Here is a 13326-nt window from a genome sequence, read left to right as displayed (position 1 = left end):
GGGTTCCGGCGTGCGCCGGTCAGGCGGCCTGCGCGGCCTTGGCGTTGCCGCCGCCCTTGGCCAGCAGGGTCAGCTTTTCGTCGGTGGCCTTCTCTTCCTCCAGCGTCTCCAGCAGCAGCGGAAGGGCATCCTTGTAGCCCAGCTGCTTGGCCAGCGCGGCGATGGTGCCGTAGGACGCAATCTCGTAATGCTCGACCTTCTGCGCGCCGCCGATCAGGGCCGCATCCCGCACCGGCCCCTTGTCGATGCTGTCGATCACTTCCTTGCCTTCCTCCACCAGGCCCTCCATCGCCGCACACTTGATGCGCTTCAGGCGAATGCCAAGCACCTCCACCACCTGATCGATGCGTTCGATCTGGCCCTGCGTTTCTTCCAGGTGCGTTTCGAACGCTGCCGCCAGGTCCGGGTTCTCGGCCGCACGGGCCAGGCGCGGGAGGGCCTTGGTCAGCTGCTTCTCGGCACTGTAGATATCCGAGAGTTCGTGGATGAACAGGTCTTCCGCCGTCTTGATAGCCATACTGGGCTCCGCAGTGAGTGGAGTGCTCAGCGTAGGTCCTGCCCGGTTGCGATCGGGCAGGGGCCAGGTGAAGGCGGCATGTGAGCGCCCGCAGGATTACTGCGCACGGTCTTTACGAGAGTGCGCCAGAACCGTACGGCATGCAGCGGCCTCCTCATCCGTGTGACGGTCCGGCCCCATCAACGGTGGGGGAAAGTAATGTCAAACCTTCAGGCAACGCGCATTAACAATCAGCAGGGCGGGGGAGCCCGGCGTCGGCCGCGGCGGCGCCACGCCATCACCTGGCCCACCACCGCCGTCAACAGCAGCATCGCATTGGTCACCACGAAGACCACGCTGCCCAGCATCGCGCTGTACACCGTGAACAGCGCAGATGCGGTCATCTGGCCTGCGAACAGCCACCTGGATACGGCTTCCGGGTTGGACGACTGCCACTGCTTCACCATCTGCCGGATCAAGGTTGCCATCAGTACCGCCGTGGCGGCCCAGCCAAGTATGTCGGGGTGCATGAGGGCCTCCGGTGTGTGGGCAGCCCCACGCTAGCCCTTGGCTGGGCAACGCCGTACGAACGAGAGGTGAAGACAGCATCCCGCCTCCGGCGCCCTCGCGCCATTCACTCCGGACCGGTGACAATGGCCGCTCGGGCGCACCATGCGCGATCCGCCCACCGAATGCAGGAATGCTGAGATGTCCAACACCCCCTTTGGCGAATCGTCATGTGCTGCCGCAGCCAGCGGCTGCATCGAGGTCCGCGGTGCGCGCGAGCACAACCTGAAGAATGTCGATGTCTCCATTCCACGCAATGCACTGGTGGTGTTCTCCGGCGTGTCGGGGTCCGGCAAGTCCTCGCTGGCCTTCGGCACGGTCTTCGCCGAGGCGCAGCGGCGCTACTTCGAATCCGTCGCGCCGTACGCGCGTCGCCTGATCGACCAGGCCGGCGTGCCCGACGTGGATGCCATCGACGGCCTGCCGCCGGCGGTCGCCCTGCAGCAGCAACGCGGTGCCAGCAATGCGCGCTCATCGGTGGGCAGCGTGACGACGTTGTCCAGCCTGGTGCGCATGATGTACTCGCGGGCAGGGGCCTACCCGGCCCACCAGCCCATGCTGTACGCCGAAGACTTCTCGCCCAACACCCCACAGGGTGCCTGCAGCACCTGCCACGGCCTGGGGCACGTCTACGAGGTGACCGAAGCGCTGATGGTGCCGGACCCGTCGTTGAGCATCCGCGAGCGCGCCATCGCCTCCTGGCCACCGGCATGGCATGGCCAGAACCTGCGCGACATCCTGGTCACGCTGGGCTATGACGTCGATGTGCCGTGGAAGAAGCTGCCGAAGAAGGACCGGGACTGGATCCTGTTCACCGAGGAAACGCCCACGGTGCCGGTCTATGCCGGCTTCACGCCGGCCGAGACCCGCGCCGCGCTCAAGCGCAAGCTGGAGCCCAGCTACATGGGCACGTACACCGGCGCACGCCGCTACGTGCTGCACACCTTTGCCAACACCCAGAGCGCGCTGATGCGCAAGCGTGTTTCCCGCTACATGGAAGGCCGGCTGTGCCCCGCTTGCCAGGGAAAGCGCCTGAAGCCGGAAGCGCTTTCGGTCACCTTCGCCGGCGTGGACATCGGCGAGTTCATGCGGCTGCCGCTGGACCAGCTGGCGGCCTTGCTCGAGCCCATCGCGCAGGGCGATTTCAGTGCACACAGCCACGGCGCGCGTACCAGCAGGCGTGCAACGCCCAGCGATCGCGCCAAGCGGGCAGCAAGTGGCCGCGCGACCCACGAAGGCGCACCCGACGTGCGTCTGACCTCAGCCTTGTCTGAGGAAAAGCGCCTGGCGGCACAACGGCTGGCGGGTGGGGTCATGGCGCGGGTACGACAACTTCGCGAGCTCGGCCTGGGCTATCTCTCACTGGACCGCGCCACGCCCACGCTGTCGGCCGGCGAACTGCAGCGCCTGCGCCTGGCCACGCAGCTCAGCTCGCTGCTGTTCGGCGTGCTGTACGTGCTCGACGAACCGTCGGCCGGCCTGCATCCGGCCGACAGCCAGGCGCTGTACGACGCGCTGGAACGGCTGCGCGACGGCGGTAACTCGGTGTTCGTTGTTGAACACGATCTGGAGCTGATGCGCCGCGCGCAGTGGCTGGTGGATATGGGCCCGCAGGCAGGGGAACATGGCGGACGCGTTCTCTACAGTGGCGAGCCCGACGGCCTGCGCAACGTTCAGGATTCGCGCACGGCGCAGTACCTGTTCGACCGGGTGCCCGCGCCGGCCAGCCGGCAGCGCAGTGCCAACAGCTGGCTGGCGCTGAAAGGCATCCACCGCCACAACCTGCACGGTGTGGATGCGCAGGTGCCGTTGGGGTTGCTGACTGCAGTGACCGGCATTTCCGGATCGGGCAAATCCAGCCTGATGGCGCAGGCGCTGCCCGAGCTGATGCTGCTGCACCTCGGGCATGAGACGGCAGACGACGGCGCCGACAGCGCACCTGCCGAAGGACCCACCGTAATCGAAGCAACGCGGGGCCAGCTGGCCGGCGACGTGGACGCCATCCAGCGCGTGGTGCAGGTGGACCAGAAGCCCATCGGCCGCACGCCACGCTCCAACCTGGCTACCTACACGGGCCTGTTCGACCACGTGCGCAAGCTGTTCGCCGCGACACCCGACGCGCGCCGCCGCCGTTTCGACGCGGGCCGCTTTTCGTTCAACGTAGCCAAGGGGCGATGCGAGACCTGCGAAGGCGAGGGTTTCGTCAGCGTCGAACTGCTGTTCATGCCCAGCGTCTATGCGCCGTGCCCCACCTGTCACGGCGCCCGCTACAACGAGGCCACGCTGAAGGTGCAGTGGAACGGCCGCAACATTGCCGAGGTCCTGCAGATGACGGTGGACCAGGCCCATGCGTTCTTCGCAGAAGAAGAGGCCATCGCCCGCCCGCTGCAGTTGCTGCAGGAGATCGGCCTGGGCTACCTGCGGCTGGGCCAGCCGGCCACGGAGCTTTCAGGGGGTGAGGCGCAACGCATCAAGCTGGCCACAGAGCTGCAGCGCAGCCAGCGCGGGCGCACGCTGTACGTGCTGGACGAACCCACCACCGGCCTGCATGCATCAGACGCCGACAGGCTGCTGGTGCAGCTTCAGCGGCTGGTGGACGCAGGCAACACGGTGGTGATGATCGAGCACGACATGCGTTCTGTCGCACAGGCCGACTGGGTGATCGACGTCGGTCCGGGCGCTGGCAGCGCGGGCGGCACCATCGTGGCGAAGGGCACGCCGCAACAGGTGGCCCGCGCCAAGGGCAGCAGGACGGCGCCGCTCCTGGCATCCGAGCTGGGGCAGGGTGTGCGCGAGCGGAATCGTCCGGCAGGAGGCGCCTAGCCGCAGGACAGCAGCTTCCAGCAACGATCGGCAATCTCTGCCGCGCCAGGGTGGCCGCGCAGGCTTGATCGTTTCGCAAGGCGGCACTGCAGGTCGTCCATCCAGGCTGACCGGGAACCGTGCGGATCTCTCACATAGATATCGCAGGCAAGCCGGATGACCGGCGCCACTTCGTGCCGGAAACTCATCGCGGGCAGCGCACCCAGATTGAACGCGGTTTCCCAGTGGGCCAGCTCGCGCTCCACATCGACAACGTGCTTGCTTCTTCCGTGGCTCACGGCGCCTACCCCTGTTCGAAACCTCAGTACACGCTTGCTGCCGGGAGCCTGTTCATCACAACCGTTCATACAACGCGCTTGCCGGCCTGTTCCCGTAACGGCAACAGGCCCACAGTCAATCGGCAGCACCCTTGCTGCGACGGAGAATCGAAATGAACAGCGTCCCCGAACAGAACAGGAATGACCGCTCCAACGCTTCCGCTGAAGCAGAACAGCCCGTGCAGCAGGGGCAGGTCGAGGGGGGCGAGCCCAGCGTGGAAGAGCCTGGCCGGCAAGGCGAACAACAGCAGCAGGACAAGAAGGATCGTAGCGACTCGAATCCAACGGACCAAAAGAAAGGCGGTCCCGGCGGTGATACGCGTCGCTGAAGAACAGGAGGAGCCGCGCGCCGCGCGGCTGCTTCCGCAGCAGACAGGGAGCGTGCATGTCCGCACAAAGCCAGGCGATCAGCCTGATGACCAAGATCATGTACCAGTGCCGCCCGGAGAGAACGACGACGATGGCGCAATGCCGTTGCTGCGATGCGCCCAGTCCTGGCGGGATGGAGTGCGCACGGTGCCTGACCGGAAGGCTTGGCGAAACGATTCACAATCGTGGCGCAGCGTTCGGCTGGCTGGAGTCGTTCCGCAGGGTCCAGCAGGACGAAGCACACGTATTCGAATGCGCAAAGCGCGTCGATGCGGCATCTTCCTAGGCGTCGCATCCAGACCTGACATCGCGCAGGCGTATGCTCGGGTCATCCAGGAGCAACGCCATGACTTTTCCGATCTGCATCTACGATAGAACGGGCACGGGGCTCCGGCTGCCCACGGGGTGGTGGATCGACCTTCAGTCCGATCTGCCCGCGCTGGTGAACGGCGCCGCACGTATCGACCTTCCGCGCTCTTCGAAAGACGAGCATCCACGCTTGGATCCAGAGGTCCTGAGGGACCTTTTCCGGCGCATCGGGGGTTCGCAGTGGCTAGGTTGAATCCGGTGCGTTCCCTGGGAGTGCGCTGGCTGTTCTTCCGTCTTCGCAACGGCCAATCCATCAGTCCCGCCAGGTTGATGTCCGTCTGGTCCGAGGCTGCCGAATCCAATGAGTGCGCCGTGCGCCGCGAGATCATCGACGGCGCAGGCTACGTCTATGCCCTGTACGCGCCCAACAGCCTGCTTTCCCCCCGGCGTGTGGAGCTGCGCATGAGAGCGCTGCTGGAGGAGGCGGGCTACGCCTTCACGATGGGTAGCGTGGCAGGGCGTCACCCCGGCGACGGTTGAGGCGCGGCGCTGAGGCGCCGGCCGGACAGCCCATGTGTCGCTCTCATTCGGGGCCATCAGGCTCCAGAGGTTCGTCAGGTGCGGGATCGAAGAGCGCCAGCATCCGTTCCCGCCGGCACTGTTCGAGCCAGTGGTGCCATATCTCCACCTCGTCCATCAGCCCCGTGGCACCGCACGCGGGGCACGTGAGCGTCGTGCCCAATGGACTCGTCTTGAGGCCGGCGTCCTGGGTCATTGATGAGCGCAAGCCGCAGCTCTTGCAGGTCGATCGCAACTGATCGAGGCGAACGATGGCGCCATTGCGCGCAAGAAGGGGCTGGATCGCGTGGATCCGGAAGGCATTGGGAGGATGCATGGCCGTGTCGTCTGGGGCTGGACACGGGAGCAAAGGATTCTGCGCCGGAGAAGAGCCGTGAGAGCGCAGTGTGCTTTGTTGGAGGTTAACCCTTCATCAAGGTGCACACCGCGCGCCATGACTGGCCTGAAATCCCACGGCCGCAATCGTGCACTGACGTGGCAGCCGGCGCTCGTCCGGTGCCGGCCCTGCCTCTGGGCAGGAAGGGCTCCGCCGTCACGACGGAGCCCCGTACACTCACTTTTCCTGCAGGAACGCCAGCAGATCCTGGTTGACCTTGTCCTTGTGGGTGTCGGTCAGGCCGTGCGGCGCACCCGGGTAGACAATCAGCTTTGCGCCCTTGATGAGCTTCGCCGATTGGCGGCCTGAGATATCGATCGGCACGATCTGGTCGTCGTCACCGTGGATGACCAGGGTGGGCACATCGAATTTCTTCAGGTCTGCGCGGAAATCGGTGGCCGAGAACGCAGCGATCGAGTCGTAGGTGTTCTTGTGGCCGCCCTGCATGCCCTGTGCCCACCACGCATCGATCAGCCCCTGCGACACCTTCGCGCCCGGGCGGTTGAAGCCATAGAACGGGCCCGACGGAATGTCCTTGTACAGCTGCGCGCGGTTATCCATCTGTGCCTTGCGGATGCCATCGAACACTTCGATCGGCAGGCCGTTCGGGTTGTCGGCGGTCTTCAGCATGAACGGCGGTACCGAGCTGATCAGCACGGCCTTCTTCACCCGCCCGGTGCCATGCCGGCCGATGTAGCGCGCCACTTCGCCGCCACCGGTGGAGAAGCCCACCAGGGTCACATCGTGCAGGTCCAGCGTACTGATCACCGTGGCCAGGTCATCGGCGTAGTGATCCATGTCGTTGCCATCCCACGGCTGGCTGGAACGGCCGTGGCCGCGACGGTCATGGGCAATGACGCGGTAGCCGTGGTTGGCCAGGAAGATCATCTGCGATTCCCAGCTGTCCGAGTTCAACGGCCAGCCGTGGCTGAAGGTCACGACCGGGCCGTTCTTCGGGCCCCAGTCCTTGTAGTACAGCTGCACGCCATCGGCGGTGGTGATGTAGCTGGCGGTGCGCGCGATGCTGGTGACTGCCGCCGGCGTGGCCGGTTCGGCGGCCTGCGCGGACAGGCCGGCCTGGACCGAGAGGGCGAGGGTGGCAACGGCCAGGGTACGGGCGAAGGTGTTCATGCGGGAACTCTCATGGGTGGGTGGTGAGACGTACTTTGCGCCAGCAATCAGGCATCTGGGATATGACAAGTCCGAATTTCTTGATAGATCGTCCTGATTGCGCGGACCCACAGTGGGGTCGACTGGATGATCATCCGAAGCTGCCCGACCTGGACCTGCGCACTACCGAACGAGCCAGAGGCGCTTGCGATGGTGACATTGCAGCCGGTTCTGCATTGCTTCCCGGAACGCAACATGACGTACCCCTTCACGGAGCTACCGCACCTGCGGCGTGCTGCCTAGGCTGATCCCACACGGCACCTGCCGTGTTCCGGGCCCATTGCCCGCGCAGTGGCCCGTCTTCCCATGAACTCCGCAGCGCTGGCCGCCAGGCAACCGTGCCCTGGCAATGTCACTGCCTGCGCCATGGGCAAGCGCCCGGATTCGTTCGCGCCAGCCTTGCATTGCTGCCCGCCAAATGGCTCTTCGTGGAGATCCCTCATGTTCAGTATGGAAAACACCGCCGCGCCCATTGCTCCCGCACTCGATGAACTGGTGCCCTCGCGCTACGCCCTGAAAGTGGGCGACGTCGAAGTGCTGGTGATCAGCGATGGCGTCCTGCCGTTGCCCACCCAGATGCTCGGCCACAACGTGCCGGCCGCCGACCGTGCCGAATGGTTCGAAGAGATGTACCTGCCGCAGGATGCCTTCGACTGGGCATTGAACGTGATGGTGGTGCACAGCGGTGATCGCACCATCCTCATCGATGCCGGCCTGGGCATGGACCCGGACCTGCAGCTGCCGCGCGCCGGCCAGCTGATCCGCCGCCTCGGTGCCGCCGGCATCAACCTGGGCGAAATCACCGACGTGGTGATTACCCACATGCACATGGACCACGTCGGCGGCCTGCTGGTTGAAGGCGTAAAGGAACGGCTGCGCCCGGACCTGAAAATCCACGTCGCAGCCGCGGAAGTGGAGTTCTGGAAGTCGCCGGACTTCAGCCGTACCAACATGCCGCAGGGCTTCCCCGATGCACTGCGCGCCACGGCCAAGCACTTCTGGGCCGAGTACAGCAGCTATGTGCTCACCTTCCAGGACGAACAGCAGATCGCGCCGGGCGTGACGGCCCGCCGTACCGGTGGGCATACCCCGGGCCACTGCGTGGTGCGCGTAGCGTCCGCGGGGCAGGCCCTGACCTTTGCCGGTGACGCGGTGTTCGCGGTCGGCTTCGACCAGCCGAACTGGCACAACGGTTTTGAGCACGATCCGGAGGAATCCGCACGCGTTCGCGTCGCTCTGCTGAAGGACCTGGCCGGCACCGGCGAACTGCTGGTGGCCACCCATCTTCCGTTCCCGTCAGTGGGCCGGGTGTCGCTGGACGGCGAGACGTTCCGCTGGGTGCCGGTGTTCTGGGACTTCTGATCGGATCCTGCGGATACAGCGCAAGCAAGGGTTTTCGACGGGGCGCATCGGCGCCCCGCTCGAATCCCGCAAGGGCGGCCGGCAACGGACGCCATCCCTGGCTGGCGTGGAACTACTGGATGGCGATAGGGCGAGCCAACCGCTGCAGCTTGCGCGGGTTGCGCTGCACCAGAACCTGCGTGATCCGCTCGCCATCGGTCTCGAAGGCCATCGCCGCCTCCAGCTCGCCATCGAAATAGCGCAGCAGTCCCAACCGTCCGTTGAGCATGGCCGGCACCATCCGCAACTGCGCGCTGCGCCGCAGGTGCGGGGCATACAGCAGCTGGGCAATGCGTGCACCCCCGACCATCGGCCCGGGGAAGCTGGTGACGATACCGCCGCCGTCACCCACCAGCTCGGCCGATTCGGCCATCAAGGCCTTCATCGTGCGGAAATCCCCGCTGGACGCGGCCTCGGCGAAGCGGCGCAGCAGTTTCTGGTGCACGTCCTGCGGGACGTTGTAGCGCGGGCGTTCCTGCCGGAGCTGCTGGCGCGCACGATGCACGATCTGCCGGCAGGCGGCTTGCGTCTTGTCCAGGGTGCGCGCGACCACGGCGTAATCCTGATCGAACACGTCGTGCAGCAGGAAAGCCGCACGCGCATCCGGGGCCAACCGTTCCAGCACACTGAGGAAGGCGACCGACAGATCGCTGGCGGTTTCCAGCACGTACTCGGGCGTGGCGGTGTCATCGGTCAGCAGCGGCTCGGGCAACCACATGCCCACATAGTGTTCGCGCGCATGCCGGGCCAGGCGCAGGCCATCAATGGCGCGACGGGTGGTGGTCGCCACCAGCCAGGCTTCCGGATTCTCGATCTGTGACTGGTCGGTGCCATGCCAGCGCAGCCAGACATCCTGCACCACGTCTTCGGCTTCGTGCGAAGACCCAAGCATGCGGTAGGCCACGCCGAACAGGCGTGGGCGGAGGCGTGAGAACAGCGCAGTGGATTCGTCCATGCCAGCGTAGACGGGACAGGTCCCCGGATTGTGACACCCGGGAACCTGTCGTTGGTGCCAGCGCCGGACGTGCGATCAGTGCGGCGGCAGCACCGCCGGCTTGCCGATGTCCTTGATCAGGAACACCACGAACTTCGCCGGCTCGGTGGCGCTGGCGTTGCGGCCTACGGTGTGCAGATCGGCCGGGCCTTCATGGAAGGCCTCGCCCGGGCCAAGGGTGACTTCCTTGCCGCCGGCCACACCCATCACGATCCGCCCTTCCAGGACATAGACGAAGCCATGGGCATCGTGGCGGTGGACAGGATCGGCGCCACCCGGCGGATACTCCACGGTAAGGATCAGCGCTTCCTTGCCGGGCTGCTCCGGCAGGGCGCGGGTCATCACCTCGCGCACCAGGGGCTCGGGCGCAGCAGAGGGCGGGGTGGCGGCAGCGCCGCACAGTGGCAGCAGCGCAAACAGGGCCAGAACAGAACGACGCATGGCAGGTCTCCAAAGCGGTAGAGCAGGGCCGCAGCATGGGGCAGCGGCGGAAGGATCAGGCCAGGCCGGCCTTCTCCAGGCCAAAGACTGCGTCCAGGGTGCCGGGCGTGGTACGGAAGGCAACGTTGGCGCGGTTCCAGGCGTTGATCGCCATCACCGCGTGGGTGAGGTCGACAATTTCCTGATCGGACAGCTGGCCGCGCACGCGTGCGTACAGCTCGTCGGGCACGCCCTGCGCCGGCAGCTGGGTCAGTACTTCGGTCCAGGCCAGGCAGGCGCGCTCGCGCGGGCTGAACAGCGTTGATTCACGCCATGCCGCCAGGTGATGCAGGCGCAGCGGACGCTCGCCGCGCAGGGTGGCTTCCTTCACGTGCATGTCCAGGCAGAAGCCACAGCCGTTGAGCTGCGATGCACGGATGTTGACCAGATGGATGATGGCCGCTTCGATCGAGGCGGTGTGGGCGGCATGCGAGTACAGGCCGAGCTTCTTGAACAGTTCGGGGGATTGCGCGGCGTAATCCAGGCGTGCGGTCATGGTGTGTTCCTGTAGCGTGTGAAGGGCACAGCGAGGCTAGGCCTGCATTCGCAATGCCGGTAGGCGGGGGCCGGGCCGCACGCTGTTGTATGAAAAGCACCAATGTCCTGTCACAGCGGCCGATGCTCGGCCGTCTGCCGGGCATGGACACCTCATCGCACCTGCGCACCGCATCGCGCCCTGCCAGCGAACAGGTCTGGCAGGCCTTCCTCACCGCATTGCGCGAACTGCCGCCCGATGCACGTGCGGTACTGTTGCTGCACGACGTGCTGGGTGCCGGATTCGAGGACATCGTGCCCCTGCTGGGGCTCGATCTTGCCGCGTGCAGGCAACGGTTGAAGCTGGCGCGGAGCCACCTGCACGCACAACGTGCCCGCCCGGAGCCAGGCCACCCATGAACGCCTCAACGCCCCGCCTGGCCAGCGACGGCCACGATGCGCTCAATGCGTCCTTCTCCACCAGCTACGCCGGCGTGCTGGCCTTCATTGCAGTGGCGTCCGAGGGCAGCTTCGCGCGCGCGGCCGACCGCCTCGGCATCGGCCGCTCGGCCGTCAGCCGCAGCGTGCAGAAGCTGGAAAGCCAGCTGGGCGTGCGGTTGTTCCTGCGCACCACGCGCTCGACCACGCTCACCCGCGAAGGCGAGCTGTTCCTGGAGGGCTGCAACCCGGGCGTGACCTGCATCCTGCAGGCGCTGGAGGAAATGCGCGACCTGCGCGAGGGCCCGCCGCGCGGGCACCTGCGCATCAGTGCCAGCCACGGCTTCGGCCGTCGGGTGATTGCGCCCTTGCTGGCAGCCTTCCGTGCCGAGTACCCGCAGGTATCCGTGGAGCTGCTGCTGGACGAGCAGGCCCCCGACCTGGCCGGTGATCGCATCGACGTGGCGTTTCGCGACGGCCTACTGGAAGACAGCCAAGTGATCGCCAAGCAGCTGGTGCCGATGCAGCTGGTCGTATGTGCATCACCGGCGTACGCGCAGGTGCACGGCCTACCCGCGTCGGTGGACACGCTGCCCACGCATGCCTGCATCGGGCGGCGCCTGCCGGGCGGACGCATGCAGCCCTGGGAATTCCGTGTCGACGGTGCCGAAGTACACCTGCAGCCGCCTGCTGCACTGGTGTTCAACGATGCCGACCTGGCCCTGCAGGCCGTCATCGACGGGCTGGGCATCGCCCAGCTGCCCAGCTATCAGGTGCGTGAAGCGCTGTGGGCGGGCAGGGTGGTGACCTGCCTGGATCGGCATGCGCCGCTCGATCGCGGCCACTACCTGTGCTACCTCAGCCGCCGCCAGCTGCCCAAGCGCGTGCGTGCCTTCATCGACTTCAGCACGCAGCGGGTGCGCGCGCTCGAACTGGATGTGATCTCGCACTGGGAAGCACGCCAGCAGGCCACCCCTCTGAAGCCAGGCGCACAGCCTGCCTTGGCCTGAGCGTACTGGTGCGTGCCGGGCAACAGTGCGCGGCCGGTCACGGACCTACTCCCTCGCGCCCGCGCCACCTACGATGCCTGCGCCCGGCCACACCCGGCAGCCCCTCTACATACCAGGAGACACGCAATGAAGTTCCTCGTCATCGGTGGTACCGGCCGCATCGGCAGCAAGGTGGTGGAACGCCTGCGTGTCGCCGGGCATGCGGTCGTGGTGGCAGCGCCCTCCACCGGGGTGGATGTACTGACCGGCGAGGGCTTGGATGCCGCCATGGACGGCGTCGACGTGGTGGTGGACCTGGCCAACTCGCCCTCGTTCGAAGACGCAGCAGTGCTTTCGTTCTTCGTGACCGCCGGCCACAACATACTTGCGGCCGCCACCCGTGCCGGCGTGCGCCACCATGTCGCGCTTTCTGTTGTGGGCACCGACAAGCTTGCCGCCAGTGGCTACTTCCGCGGCAAGATCGCCCAGGAGCGGCTGATCCGCGACTCGGGCCTGCCGTACACCATCATCCATTCCACGCAGTTCTTCGAGTTCCTGCCGGGCATCATCCAGTCCGCCGGCGACGGGACGGCCGTGCGGCTGCCGGCCGCCGACGTGCAGCCGATTGCCGCCGAGGATGTTGCCGAAGCGGTGGCACGCATCGCGCAGCAGGCGCCAGCCAATGGCGTGCTGGAGATCGCCGGGCCGCAGCGCAGCGCGATGGCGGATCTGGCCAGGCGCTATCTGCAACTGACGGGTGATTCCCGGCAGGTGGTGGCGGACGCCGATGCACTGTACTTCGGCGCGCCGCTGCAGACCGAGACGCTGGTGCCCGCGGGCCACGCGTGGCTGGGGCAGGTCGATTTCGAAGCCTGGCTGCAGCAGTCCGGTCTGTTGCAGCGGCAGCCTGCCTGAGCGGCGAATCGATCGCCTGCCGCAGCTGCGTTTGATGGAGCCGTGCAATGACCGAGCTGAAGCCGCCTTCGCCTGCCATGCTGGACCGCTACCAGGGCGACGACGTGAAGCCGCTGTACACCGGCCGCGTGCGGGTGAGCGGAGGCCAGGCCCAGCATGGGCGGGCGTCCGGCGTCGTGCGATCGGACGACGGTGCACTGGCGGTGGACCTGCGCCTGCCGCCGGAGCTCGGCGGGCCTGGCGGCGGCGCCAATCCCGAGCAGCTGCTGGCTGCGGGCTATGCCGGCTGCTTCCACGGCGCCATGGTGCTGGTGGCCGCGCGCGCCGGCCTGCTGCTGCACAACCCCAGCATCGAAGTGGCGGTCACCTTCGCCCGTGATCCGGCAGATGGGCTGTACCTGCTGTCGGCCGAGATCGTGGTACATCTTCCCGGCATGGATGAGAACCTGGCCTGCGAACTCGTTCGCAACACCGAACGCGTCTGCCCATACGCCAAGATGTTCCATCGTGGCGTCAGCCATGCGGTGCATGTGCGGGTCGGCCCGCAGGCTTCGCCTCTGTAGAGTCGAGCCATGCTCGACCATGGGAAGTGGCAACTCAGACAAGCCCGCCGTAGTTGGCCTGCAGGC

Annotated in this window: 17 protein-coding genes; 9 read left to right on the top strand and 8 right to left on the bottom strand. The window is 66.5% G+C overall.

Annotated features, from left to right (window positions below; translation table 11 throughout):
• Positions 1–19 precede the first annotated feature (19 nt).
• Both ACM0PB_RS14855 and ACM0PB_RS14850 read right to left on the bottom strand, forming a co-directional pair.
• Complete coding sequence (locus tag ACM0PB_RS14855) at positions 20–517, bottom strand: YciE/YciF ferroxidase family protein (RefSeq protein ID WP_005416567.1); 498 nt, start codon at positions 515–517, stop codon at positions 20–22.
• A 230-nt stretch (positions 518–747) separates the two neighbouring features.
• Positions 748–1026 (bottom strand): hypothetical protein, encoded by a 279-nt coding sequence (locus tag ACM0PB_RS14850; protein WP_139727112.1) that lies wholly within the window; start codon positions 1024–1026, stop codon positions 748–750.
• Positions 1027–1204: 178 nt separating this feature from the next.
• Between ACM0PB_RS14850 and ACM0PB_RS14845 the strand changes: the two genes are divergently transcribed.
• On the top strand, positions 1205–3886 hold the full coding sequence (locus tag ACM0PB_RS14845; RefSeq protein WP_414604427.1) for an excinuclease ABC subunit UvrA: 2682 nt from the start codon (positions 1205–1207) through the stop codon (positions 3884–3886).
• Here ACM0PB_RS14845 and ACM0PB_RS14840 read toward each other — a convergent pair.
• On the bottom strand, positions 3883–4233 hold the full coding sequence (locus tag ACM0PB_RS14840) for a hypothetical protein (RefSeq protein ID WP_235649597.1): 351 nt from the start codon (positions 4231–4233) through the stop codon (positions 3883–3885). The genes ACM0PB_RS14845 and ACM0PB_RS14840 overlap by 4 nt on opposite strands.
• 83 nt (positions 4234–4316) lie before the next feature.
• Here ACM0PB_RS14840 and ACM0PB_RS14835 point away from each other — a divergent pair, with 83 nt between their 5' ends.
• From ACM0PB_RS14835 to ACM0PB_RS14825, 3 genes are all read left to right on the top strand, one after another.
• Positions 4317–4532, top strand: a complete 216-nt coding sequence (locus tag ACM0PB_RS14835; protein ID WP_081275850.1) for a hypothetical protein — start codon at positions 4317–4319, stop codon at positions 4530–4532.
• A gap of 56 nt (positions 4533–4588) precedes the next feature.
• Positions 4589–4858, top strand: a complete 270-nt coding sequence (locus ACM0PB_RS14830) for a hypothetical protein (protein ID WP_414604426.1) — start codon at positions 4589–4591, stop codon at positions 4856–4858.
• Between the two features lie 281 nt (positions 4859–5139).
• On the top strand, positions 5140–5421 hold the full coding sequence (locus ACM0PB_RS14825; RefSeq protein ID WP_262220023.1) for a hypothetical protein: 282 nt from the start codon (positions 5140–5142) through the stop codon (positions 5419–5421).
• Between the two features lie 43 nt (positions 5422–5464).
• On the opposite strand, the gene ACM0PB_RS14820 is transcribed toward ACM0PB_RS14825, so the two are convergent.
• Both ACM0PB_RS14820 and ACM0PB_RS14815 read right to left on the bottom strand, forming a co-directional pair.
• The gene (locus tag ACM0PB_RS14820) at positions 5465–5776 is read right to left on the bottom strand and encodes a hypothetical protein (RefSeq protein WP_111201036.1); all 312 of its coding nucleotides are present in this window, start codon (positions 5774–5776) and stop codon (positions 5465–5467) included.
• A 237-nt stretch (positions 5777–6013) separates the two neighbouring features.
• Complete coding sequence (locus ACM0PB_RS14815; RefSeq protein ID WP_111201037.1) at positions 6014–6967, bottom strand: alpha/beta fold hydrolase; 954 nt, start codon at positions 6965–6967, stop codon at positions 6014–6016.
• A 480-nt stretch (positions 6968–7447) separates the two neighbouring features.
• Here ACM0PB_RS14815 and ACM0PB_RS14810 point away from each other — a divergent pair, with 480 nt between their 5' ends.
• Positions 7448–8368, top strand: a complete 921-nt coding sequence (locus tag ACM0PB_RS14810) for an MBL fold metallo-hydrolase (protein ID WP_414604425.1) — start codon at positions 7448–7450, stop codon at positions 8366–8368.
• A gap of 112 nt (positions 8369–8480) precedes the next feature.
• Here the strand turns inward: ACM0PB_RS14810 and ACM0PB_RS14805 are convergent, their stop codons facing one another.
• The 3 genes from ACM0PB_RS14805 to ACM0PB_RS14795 form a co-directional block, all read right to left on the bottom strand.
• Positions 8481–9362 (bottom strand): RNA polymerase sigma-70 factor, encoded by an 882-nt coding sequence (locus tag ACM0PB_RS14805; protein ID WP_414604424.1) that lies wholly within the window; start codon positions 9360–9362, stop codon positions 8481–8483.
• Positions 9363–9437: 75 nt separating this feature from the next.
• Positions 9438–9842 (bottom strand): cupin domain-containing protein, encoded by a 405-nt coding sequence (locus tag ACM0PB_RS14800; protein ID WP_065186737.1) that lies wholly within the window; start codon positions 9840–9842, stop codon positions 9438–9440.
• Between the two features lie 55 nt (positions 9843–9897).
• Positions 9898–10377, bottom strand: a complete 480-nt coding sequence (locus ACM0PB_RS14795) for a carboxymuconolactone decarboxylase family protein (RefSeq protein ID WP_414604423.1) — start codon at positions 10375–10377, stop codon at positions 9898–9900.
• Between the two features lie 89 nt (positions 10378–10466).
• On the opposite strand from ACM0PB_RS14795, the gene ACM0PB_RS14790 reads away from it, so the two are divergent.
• From ACM0PB_RS14790 to ACM0PB_RS14775, 4 genes are all read left to right on the top strand, one after another.
• Positions 10467–10775, top strand: coding sequence for a sigma factor-like helix-turn-helix DNA-binding protein (locus tag ACM0PB_RS14790; protein WP_065186736.1), 309 nt, complete (start codon positions 10467–10469; stop codon positions 10773–10775).
• Complete coding sequence (locus ACM0PB_RS14785) at positions 10772–11803, top strand: LysR family transcriptional regulator (RefSeq protein WP_065186735.1); 1032 nt, start codon at positions 10772–10774, stop codon at positions 11801–11803. The genes ACM0PB_RS14790 and ACM0PB_RS14785 overlap by 4 nt, the downstream gene beginning before the upstream one ends.
• 126 nt (positions 11804–11929) lie before the next feature.
• Positions 11930–12697: an SDR family oxidoreductase gene (locus ACM0PB_RS14780; protein ID WP_005416551.1), complete on the top strand. Its 768-nt coding sequence runs from the start codon at positions 11930–11932 to the stop codon at positions 12695–12697.
• Between the two features lie 47 nt (positions 12698–12744).
• A complete protein-coding gene (locus ACM0PB_RS14775) occupies positions 12745–13260 on the top strand; it encodes an Ohr family peroxiredoxin (RefSeq protein WP_065186733.1) in 516 nt (171 codons plus the stop codon).
• Positions 13261–13326: the final 66 nt, after the last annotated feature.

Source organism: Stenotrophomonas sp. AR029, assembly GCF_047520695.2.
GTDB classification, from domain to species: Bacteria; Pseudomonadota; Gammaproteobacteria; order Xanthomonadales; family Xanthomonadaceae; genus Stenotrophomonas; species Stenotrophomonas sepilia.
The sequence above is the reverse complement of the archived record's forward strand: the minus strand, read 5'-3'. Positions and strand labels throughout refer to the sequence as shown.

Bases quoted from the DNA above. Each gene is read 5' to 3' on its own strand.
- ACM0PB_RS14820 (WP_111201036.1), bottom strand. From the start codon at position 5,776: ATGCATCCTCCCAATGCCTTCCGGATCCACGCGATCCAGCCCCTTCTT.
- ACM0PB_RS14845 (WP_414604427.1), top strand. From the start codon at position 1,205: ATGTCCAACACCCCCTTTGGCGAATCGTCATGTGCTGCCGCAGCCAGC.
- ACM0PB_RS14835 (WP_081275850.1), top strand. From the start codon at position 4,317: ATGAACAGCGTCCCCGAACAGAACAGGAATGACCGCTCCAACGCTTCC.
- ACM0PB_RS14800 (WP_065186737.1), bottom strand. From the start codon at position 9,842: ATGCGTCGTTCTGTTCTGGCCCTGTTTGCGCTGCTGCCACTGTGCGGC.
- ACM0PB_RS14785 (WP_065186735.1), top strand. From the start codon at position 10,772: ATGAACGCCTCAACGCCCCGCCTGGCCAGCGACGGCCACGATGCGCTC.
- ACM0PB_RS14850 (WP_139727112.1), bottom strand. From the start codon at position 1,026: ATGCACCCCGACATACTTGGCTGGGCCGCCACGGCGGTACTGATGGCA.
- ACM0PB_RS14810 (WP_414604425.1), top strand. From the start codon at position 7,448: ATGTTCAGTATGGAAAACACCGCCGCGCCCATTGCTCCCGCACTCGAT.
- ACM0PB_RS14790 (WP_065186736.1), top strand. From the start codon at position 10,467: ATGAAAAGCACCAATGTCCTGTCACAGCGGCCGATGCTCGGCCGTCTG.
- ACM0PB_RS14805 (WP_414604424.1), bottom strand. From the start codon at position 9,362: ATGGACGAATCCACTGCGCTGTTCTCACGCCTCCGCCCACGCCTGTTC.
- ACM0PB_RS14815 (WP_111201037.1), bottom strand. From the start codon at position 6,967: ATGAACACCTTCGCCCGTACCCTGGCCGTTGCCACCCTCGCCCTCTCG.
- ACM0PB_RS14795 (WP_414604423.1), bottom strand. From the start codon at position 10,377: ATGACCGCACGCCTGGATTACGCCGCGCAATCCCCCGAACTGTTCAAG.
- ACM0PB_RS14775 (WP_065186733.1), top strand. From the start codon at position 12,745: ATGACCGAGCTGAAGCCGCCTTCGCCTGCCATGCTGGACCGCTACCAG.
- ACM0PB_RS14780 (WP_005416551.1), top strand. From the start codon at position 11,930: ATGAAGTTCCTCGTCATCGGTGGTACCGGCCGCATCGGCAGCAAGGTG.
- ACM0PB_RS14855 (WP_005416567.1), bottom strand. From the start codon at position 517: ATGGCTATCAAGACGGCGGAAGACCTGTTCATCCACGAACTCTCGGAT.
- ACM0PB_RS14830 (WP_414604426.1), top strand. From the start codon at position 4,589: ATGTCCGCACAAAGCCAGGCGATCAGCCTGATGACCAAGATCATGTAC.
- ACM0PB_RS14840 (WP_235649597.1), bottom strand. From the start codon at position 4,233: ATGAACGGTTGTGATGAACAGGCTCCCGGCAGCAAGCGTGTACTGAGG.